This window comes from Rhodopirellula sp. JB055, assembly GCF_043100905.1.
In the GTDB taxonomy this organism is placed as follows: Bacteria; Planctomycetota; Planctomycetia; order Pirellulales; family Pirellulaceae; genus Rhodopirellula.
This window is the reverse complement of record NZ_JBICHO010000311.1, coordinates 1-8,261: the sequence shown is the minus strand read 5'-3', so window position 1 is coordinate 8,261 and position 8,261 is coordinate 1. Positions and strand designations below refer to the sequence as shown.

8 protein-coding genes and 1 pseudogene are annotated in these 8,261 nt (G+C 56.6%); 7 read left to right on the top strand and 2 right to left on the bottom strand.

Annotation, left to right across the window (positions count from 1 at the left end):
* The 3 genes from ACF8AM_RS12325 to purD form a co-directional block, all read left to right on the top strand.
* Window positions 1-223, top strand: a 223-nt coding sequence (locus ACF8AM_RS12325) for a hypothetical protein (RefSeq protein WP_392555917.1), incomplete at its 5' end; no start/stop codon positions are given.
* 29 nt (window positions 224-252) lie between these two features.
* A complete protein-coding gene (locus ACF8AM_RS12320) occupies window positions 253-942 on the top strand; it encodes a DUF1080 domain-containing protein (protein ID WP_392555916.1) in 690 nt (229 codons plus the stop codon).
* On the top strand, window positions 935-2,248 hold the full coding sequence (purD, locus tag ACF8AM_RS12315) for a phosphoribosylamine--glycine ligase (RefSeq protein WP_392555915.1): 1,314 nt from the start codon (window positions 935-937) through the stop codon (window positions 2,246-2,248). Before ACF8AM_RS12320 ends, purD begins: the two co-directional genes overlap by 8 nt.
* 69 nt (window positions 2,249-2,317) lie before the next feature.
* Here purD and ACF8AM_RS12310 read toward each other — a convergent pair whose 3' ends face one another.
* Together ACF8AM_RS12310 and ACF8AM_RS12305 are read right to left on the bottom strand one after the other, a co-directional pair.
* On the bottom strand, window positions 2,318-2,926 hold the full coding sequence (locus tag ACF8AM_RS12310; RefSeq protein WP_392555919.1) for a hypothetical protein: 609 nt from the start codon (window positions 2,924-2,926) through the stop codon (window positions 2,318-2,320).
* Between the two features lie 101 nt (window positions 2,927-3,027).
* The gene (locus ACF8AM_RS12305) at window positions 3,028-4,080 is read right to left on the bottom strand and encodes a peptidylprolyl isomerase (RefSeq protein WP_392555918.1); all 1,053 of its coding nucleotides are present in this window, start codon (window positions 4,078-4,080) and stop codon (window positions 3,028-3,030) included.
* Between the two features lie 330 nt (window positions 4,081-4,410).
* Between ACF8AM_RS12305 and nadC the strand changes: the two genes are divergently transcribed.
* From nadC to ACF8AM_RS12285, 4 genes and pseudogenes are all read left to right on the top strand, one after another.
* Window positions 4,411-5,346 carry a carboxylating nicotinate-nucleotide diphosphorylase gene (nadC, locus tag ACF8AM_RS12300; RefSeq protein WP_392555914.1) on the top strand — a complete coding sequence of 312 codons (936 nt, stop codon included), beginning with the start codon at window positions 4,411-4,413 and terminating at the stop codon, window positions 5,344-5,346.
* Between the two features lie 57 nt (window positions 5,347-5,403).
* The gene (locus ACF8AM_RS12295) at window positions 5,404-6,912 is read left to right on the top strand and encodes an undecaprenyl-phosphate glucose phosphotransferase (RefSeq protein WP_392555913.1); all 1,509 of its coding nucleotides are present in this window, start codon (window positions 5,404-5,406) and stop codon (window positions 6,910-6,912) included.
* 24 nt (window positions 6,913-6,936) lie between these two features.
* Window positions 6,937-7,512 carry an NYN domain-containing protein gene (locus ACF8AM_RS12290; protein WP_392555912.1) on the top strand — a complete coding sequence of 192 codons (576 nt, stop codon included), beginning with the start codon at window positions 6,937-6,939 and terminating at the stop codon, window positions 7,510-7,512.
* Between the two features lie 157 nt (window positions 7,513-7,669).
* Window positions 7,670-8,261: pseudogene (locus ACF8AM_RS12285) on the top strand (hypothetical protein); the annotation flags it as partial.

The window sequence follows — 8,261 nt, the reverse complement described above, 5'->3', positions numbered from 1 at the left end:
GAAGTCAATGCAGCAGCGTTTGCAGACGTTCATGGACGATCCGCTCAACACGGACGCGACGGAACGCCTGGACATGAAGAGCCAGTACGAATATGCGACCCAGCAACGCCAATTGGCCGAGTCGGGCGACTATATTGCTTCACTGAAGGGAACACTGGGCGTCGACCCGATGTCTCCCTCACCGAAAGACCCTGTGATGCTGGACCGATTAGCCAGCGTCTAGCCCGCCATCCTCGCTCACTGAGTCAACGCATGTTTCGTTCCCGATTGCTGCTTACTGTCGTCGCGTTTTTATCGTCTGCCATTTCGGTCTCCTCGATCGCCATCGCAGACGAGGCGTCCAAGAACTCGACGGCAAAGGAAGCGGGGTTCGTCTCCTTGTTCGACGGAAAGTCGCTAGACGGATGGAAGAAATCGGCCGAGAATCCAGACAGTTGGAAAGTGGTCGATGGAATGCTGGTTTGCGAAGGCGAGCGATGCCACCTGTTCTACACCGGTGAGTTGGCTCCCCTGAAGAACTTTCACTTCAAAGCCGACGTGAAGTTGATGCCCGGCAGCAACGCTGGCATTTACTTTCACACCCAATACCAAGCAAAGAACTGGCCCAAATACGGCTACGAATGCCAAGTCAACATCAGTCACAAGGACCCCAAGAAAACCAGTTCGCTCTACGGGGTCGAAAATGTCGACGCGGAAACGTTGGCAGCCAACGGAATTCGCGACAACGAATGGTACACCCAAGAAATCATTGTCCGCGGCAAACACATTGAACTGAAAGTCAACGGAAAAACACTGGTGGATTACACCGAACCGAGCGACCAAGAAGCGTTTTCGGATCGCTTCGAACGCCGGTTGGGCGAAGGCACGTTTGCCTTGCAAGCCCATGACCCACAAAGCAAAGCCTACTTCAAGAACCTGCGAGTCAAACCACTCGATGAGTAAATACAACGTGCTGATTGTCGGCTCTGGTGGACGTGAACATGCCCTGGCATGGAAAGTCAAACAGAGCCGTCACGTGCAAAATGTTTTTGTTGCCCCCGGCAACGCTGGCACGGGAATCGACGCGACCAACGTCGATCTGGATCCCGCTGATCACGATGCCGTGATCCAATTCGCGAAAGAGAACAACGTCGGCTTGGTCATCGTTGGCCCCGAAGCACCTTTGGTGGCTGGATTGGTCGACGCGTTGACCGACGCGGGACTGCGAGCGTTCGGGCCCAGCAAAGCGGCCTCCGAACTCGAAGGCAGCAAAGTCTTCTGCAAGAACCTGCTGCGATCCGCCGACATTCCCACCGCGGATTACCGAACATTCCGAAACGCCGATGACGCGTCGCGATACATCAAGGACCGTTTCAGCGAACCGACCGATCCAGTCAACGTCGTTGTCAAAGCCGATGGTCTGGCCGCTGGCAAAGGCGTCGTCGTTTGCGACACTCGCAGCGAAGCCTTGGAAGCAATCGACCGGATCGCAGCCCGCAAAGAGTTCGGTGCCGCCGGCAAGGAACTGATCATCGAAGAACGGCTGACCGGCCCCGAGGTCAGTGTGCTGGCGATCACCGATGGCGAAACCATCGTCACCTTACCGCCCGCCCAAGACCACAAACCAGCCAACGATGGCGACACCGGCCCCAACACTGGTGGCATGGGAGCGTACTGCCCCGCGCCGGTCCTGGACGAAGAAACATTGGCCAAAGTCGAATCCAGCATTTTGGTGCCGGTCGTGCACGCGATGAAGCGATCACGCCGGCCATTCAAAGGCGTGCTGTACGCCGGATTGATGCTGACTCCCGCCGGACCCAAAGTCCTGGAATTCAACGTCCGCTTCGGTGACCCCGAATGTCAGCCTTTGCTGATGCGATTGAAAACAGATCTCGTGGATGTCATGCAAGCCGTCGTCGATGGCAAGCTGGAAGAAACCGGGCCCCTGGAATTTGACCCTCGCCCCGCCATCTGCGTCGTGATGGCCAGTGAAGGCTACCCTGCGGACTACGAAAAAGGTCACACGATCACCGGAATCGATACCGCCGACAAAATGGACGATGTCAAAGTCTTCCACGCGGGGACTCAGCGCGTCGATGGCGAAGTCGTCAACACCGGCGGACGCGTTCTCGGAGTGACGGCCATGGGCGATTCGATCAGCGCCGCGAAACTGCAGGCGTACAAAGCCGTGCGAGAAATTCGCTGGCAAGGCGCTTGGTGCCGCAAAGACATCAGCGACAAAGCACTGGTCACCGCCGAAAAAGCGTAGCGGTTCGTCAACATCGAGACTGAGGGCAGTGGACGAGTCACTGGCTCCGGCAGCCAAACTCGCCAGCCGTCAATGATGCAGCAGACCAGGCGTGTCCTCTTGCGTGACACGCCGGAAAATGTCCTGCAGCAGGATCTGTTCCAGCGTTGTGTCGCGGCCCAATGGAATCCACCCCAACGTTTGCGGATTATCATCAAAATCGTCAACACGGCTGGTGCGTGAACCGTCATGACGTGGCCCGGCGGTCGTTTCCGTCGCGTACTGAGTCCGATCCGTGTCCTCCAAATCTTTCTGGACAATGATCTCGACCGAGTACCCGTTTGAGTGCGGACGAACGTGCACGATCGCTCGCCGACGAATCGACTGAAGCGTGCTTTGCAAACGTTCAAAACCAGGTGAACTGTCTTTCCGCCAAGGTTCCAAGATCGAACCGCCGACCTTGTAACTTGTCTCAAGACGTCCCTCTAGAATGGCTCCGGGCTGGTTGACCACGGGTTGCTCCCGAGAGATCCGAAACACATCGTCGACAGAGTCCACGACCTGCGACCACAGGAAATCAGCCGGAACGGGTGGCAAATCCAGGGGATTGGGAACGTACTGAGGCGGGGTGTCGGTCCCGAGGCGATAGGCGAGCTGACCACAACCAGCCGACAACAGCACCAATCCACAAATGACCATCCATCGCAAATCCAAACCGGAACGCTGACGCGAGAATCGATTTTGCGAGACGCGAGAATGCGAGGTGGTGTGATGCCGTGCAGCGCAATCGGTCATGCCACTTACCTCTGCATCGCCGGTCGAGCGGATACCTGCATCAACGGTTTTGCACCTGGAAAATCGTCTGGATAAAACGACCAAACCGGAACACGTTGCCGCACTTCGACCATCACGCTTTCTTGATCCGCACGAATTTTCTGTTGACGAAGCGTCTCTGAGATTTTGTCTTGCAGTTCACCAACGGGCGATACGCCGGCTTCCTCACGTTCCAAAACTCGGATGATGTGAAACGCATCGGTGTCTTCGATGATTTCACTCATCTTGCCGGTGGGCAGAGTGAAAATTTGCTGATCGAGAACGGTGGATGCCAAAGAGCCTTGGTTGGTCCAGTCGTGCAAGCCTCCGGAACTGGCAAACGGTTCTTCACTCTTGGCTTTCGCGACCGCTTGCATGCTACCGCCGTACAAAGCCTCGCGTCCCATGTCAGAGATCGCTTTCATCGCGGCTTCGCGATTCGGATAGTTGCTGAACATGACCGTCAATTGTTCCCATCGAGCGCGAGCTTTATGCTCGTAATCCGAACGATGCTCTTGGTAGTACTCGACGATCTCAGCCAACGAAATGGAAGGGTCCTTGTTCACCTTGCTGCGAATGTAGAGGTGGCCAAGCATTTGATCCATGAATTCACGTTGACGCATCGCGAGCGAGGAACCTTCTTTTCGAAGCAACTCGTCAAGTTCAGAGATGGACTCCACCCCGGCTTTCTTTTTCAGACCGGGCAATTCCGTTTCAAAGAACATCTGACGAGCCTTGGCGGACATGGTCGCTTCGGCTTCCCTGCGTTTGTCAGCCGCTTGGGTGCCAACTTGATCGAGCAAGAACGCTTCACGAAGCATTCGGGTTTGAATGGTTTGAGCCAGCAGGCTGCGAGTCATCCGTAGTTTGACGTAACGGAGGTCGTCCTCCGGCACCTTGGTTTTCGCTTGTGCGAGCATTCGTTCGAGTTCTGCGTCCACCTTGGGTTTCAATTCCCCCAGCAAAATTCGCCCCTGTCCGACCACCGCCATCACCGTGGCGGGATCCGTGGGAAGCGGCAATTTCTTGGATGCTTCGATCTCGGCGGGAGATGGCAACTGCGCATGCGCACGCGGCAATGCCATGGCAGACACCCCAATCACCAACGCAACCCAAGCGAAACAACGAGGGACGATGAGATGGGAGGGCGAAGGCATGGTGACCCCAATTCGCAACGGAAACAAATGAATAAGATCGGCTTGTAGAAAAACCGAACCCGCGTTGGCAACTGCGATTTGATGACAATCGGCAGATCAGCGACGGTTTTCCAATTCCAAACCCACGGTCACGCATTGCTGGCATCGCCGCCAAGCGAAACAATGCGGGAAACGCTTTCTGTGAAACTGCTCCGCCTCAACTGAAACACCGCCATGGATTACCGCCCCGTCCAACTTGACGACGCCTTGGAAAATGACCTGCGGCAACTGGTGCGACTTTCGATCGCGGAAGATTTGGACATCGCGGTCGACTGGACCACCGTGACGATGATCTCTCCGGAACGTCGCGGAGCCTGCCAAATCGTTCCCCGCGGCGGCGGAGTTGCCGCCGGAATCGCACTGGCACCGTGGATCGTCGATGAGTTTGATGCTGACTTGAACGTCGATGTTCTGATCGAGGAGGGTGCCCCGCTAGTTCCCGGCCAACCGATCGTTCGGCTGTCCGGTTCCGCCCGAGACTTGCTGACCAGCGAGCGAGTGCTGCTCAACATTCTCTCGCGATTGTGTGGGGTCGCAACACTCACGGACCAGTACGTCCAGGCCATCGGTGAACATCCCGCCCGACTGTACGACACTCGCAAAACCACCCCTGGTTGGCGTCGCTTAGAAAAATACGCGGTTCGCTGCGGAGGCGGGCACAATCACCGAACGGGGCTCTACGACGGATTCCTCATCAAAGACAATCACCTCGCACTCGGCCGCAGTGAGAACGATCCTTCGTCGACATTGACCGCTGGCGAAGCAGCCACGCGCGCCGTCGCAATGCGGGGAGCCAGCGTCAACCAATTGGTTTCCCCTTCGATGATCGAAATCGAAGTCGACACATTGGAGCAGTTCGAGCAAGTCGCCAGGACCGGCATCGACATCGTGCTGCTCGACAATTTCTCACTGGACGACCTCCGTCGAGCCGTGGCGCGCCGCAATGAACTGGGAGTGCCCGTGGAACTGGAAGCTTCGGGCAATGTCACAATCGACACGATCGGCAAGGTCGCTGCGACTGGCGTGGACCGAATCAGCAGTGGGGCTTTGACCCATCAAGCCACCTGGTTGGACCTCGGAATGGATTGGCTGGACGGGTTCGCGACCTAGTGTTGGGGAAATCGGGCCGTTAGTAACGGTCATTCGCTTCCTCTTTGTACACCGACCATGCCGTCAACTACTTCGGACGCATCCCCTGCATCGTCGAACACCGCCAATTCAGTCCAATCGGTTTCCATTTTGGGCAGTCGTCATTGGTACGAGTTTGTTCAGCCGTGTCTGGATTCGGCTTCGATTTTGGCTTCGCTTGTGCTCGTCAAGTTCGCCGCGCGAGGCCATGTCGACGAAGCATCGTTCGCGATGGGCTTGATTGCCGTCATCGCATTCTTCCTCTGCAGCCAACTCACCGGTCTGCAACGAGGTGACCGCCGCGGATGCACGGACAGCGAAATCGTTCGCGTGTTGGCAACGTGGACATTGACCATTTTGGTCCTGGGAGTCCTCGCCTTCGCGACCCGCTATGGCCAGTACTTTTCCCGCGCCGTGATTCTGTCATGGTGCGTGCTGTGTCCGGCCACGATCGGGCTCTCCCGAATGTGTTTGCGAATCGTGCAAGTCGGCTTGCTACGTCGCGGAGTTGGCGTGCGTCGCGTCGCGATTGCTGGCTGCAACACGCTAGGACACCAGACTCACGCCAACATCGAATCGGACTCATCACTCGGTCTGCAATTCGCCGGTTTTTATGACGATCGCAACCTGATTCGCGATGGCAGTGATCCAAACGAAAACTCTTCTGAAGAAGACAACTCGGACGACCACGCGATCTCGAACGAAGCGGTCAATAGATTGCAGGGCGACCTGAATGACTTGATCGCAGCGGCTCGTTCGGGCAAGGTTGAAACCGTGCTGGTCACGCTTCCGATGCGAGCCGAAAAACGAATCCGATATCTGCTGGACGAACTGAGCGACTCGACCGCATCGGTCTACATTGTCCCCGATTTCTTCGTGTTCGAATTGCTGCACGCTCGCTGGACACAAGTCGGCGGGCTGCCTGCCGTCAGCGTCACCGAAACGCCTATGTTCGGCATCGACGGCGTCGCCAAACGAGCCGCGGATTTGATCCTTGCAACCGCTGGTTTGCTCGCGATTTCGCTCCCGATGCTGGCCATTGCCGCAGCGGTCAAACTGACTTCGCCAGGCCCGGTGTTTTTTCGTCAACGTCGATACGGTTTGGACGGCCAAGAAATTCGTGTCTGGAAGTTCCGCTCCATGACGACCTGCGATGACGGCGCGGTCGTCAAACAAGCCACCGCCAACGATTCGCGAATCACGCCTCTGGGAGCAATCCTTCGGAAAACCAGCCTGGACGAACTGCCACAATTGTTCAACGTGATCGAAGGATCCATGTCCTTGGTCGGGCCTCGGCCTCACGCGTCCGCACACAACGAACAATATCGCGGTTTGATTCGTGGTTATATGATGCGGCACAAGGTCAAACCGGGAATCACCGGGCTGGCCCAAGTCAACGGCTGCCGAGGCGAAACAGAAACGGTTGATAAGATGGAACAGCGAATCCATTTCGATCACCAATACATTCGCTCTTGGTCGTTGTTGCTCGACATACGAATCCTGTTCCGAACGCTGCTTGTCGTTTGGAAACAACCCGAAGCGTACTGATTTCCCTCCTCTCATCCATGTCACATGTATCCACTGCTGCTCATCGATGGATACAACGTTATCGGGCCGGTGGCTCCACCGTCGCGAGGAGCCTCCGTCAATTGGCTGCAGGACGAACGGCAGTTGTTGCTCAACCGATTGTCGGAACATCTGACCGACATCATTCGAAGCCGCACATGCGTGGTCTTTGACGCTCGCAATCCGCCACAGGGCGTCAGCGATCAAATGTCATTCTCCGACATGGACGTTCGTTTCGCCGTCGGTTACCCCGAAGCCGATGATTTGATCGAAGAGATCATCTTCGCGCACCCCACGCCGAAATCGCTGACCGTCATTTCCTCGGATCACCGACTGCAAGCCGCAGCCAAACGCAGAAAAGCACTGCCGCTCGATTCGGAAGCATGGCTGGACGCGTTGCTGGATGGGGAAATCCAAATGGTCAAATTTCCAAAGGCGACACCGAAACGCAAAGCACCCCAAAAGTCCGCTGGCTCAGCCAGCGATGCACTTGAGAACCCGGCGTCAAACGGAGCAACCCTGGACGCAATGCTGGACACGGACGCACTGCAGAAGTGGCTCGATCAGTACGGGTCGGACTGAGAGCGGAATCGCGATCACCGCATCCAACCCGGACTCAGCCGACGCCATGAATGCACTCTCCCGAGCGTCAGGTTTCGCTTTGGTCTCCCGTGTATGCTGTGGCCTTCGTTGACCGATGGTCCCTTCTGAATTTTGACTTTTGGCGGATTTGACTAAAATGACATTGGCGTTGACTCGTGGACTGGTTGCCTTCGGATGCCTCGCAATCGCTTCGGCTGCCCCCGTGCTAGCGGATGGACCGGCTGACAACCAAGCCAAAAACGTTCGTCCGATTCCACCGGAAGGAATCGAAGTCGACGCGCAAGCTGTGGATGCTCTGAAAGCGAAAGCCACCGCGGTTCGCGAGCGCTGGCAGCAATTGGTCGACGCCGCGAAAACGGACAAACAAGGATCCACGGCACTGGCTCGATTGATCGATCTCGAACCCGAAGTCCTAGTGTTTCCTCGCGCGGTGGAGATGACGATCGAGCAATCCATCTTTTACTCGCCGAAAGCATTGTCGGACGCCGATCGATTGTTGGAAATTGCCAACGAACGAATCGACCGAATCGCCGCCGGTGCCTCCTGGGCCGAGGCGGTGGGTTTGGGAACGAGCAACGAAAAGCAATTGATTGCAGGTGGTTATCGATCCAAAATCGACGATTCGTTTCAACCCTACGGTGTGGTCGTCCCGGCGAACGTGAACGCCGTGGACGCGTTGCCGATCCGAATGGATGTCTGGCTGCACGGCCGTGGCGAAAAGGTTTCAG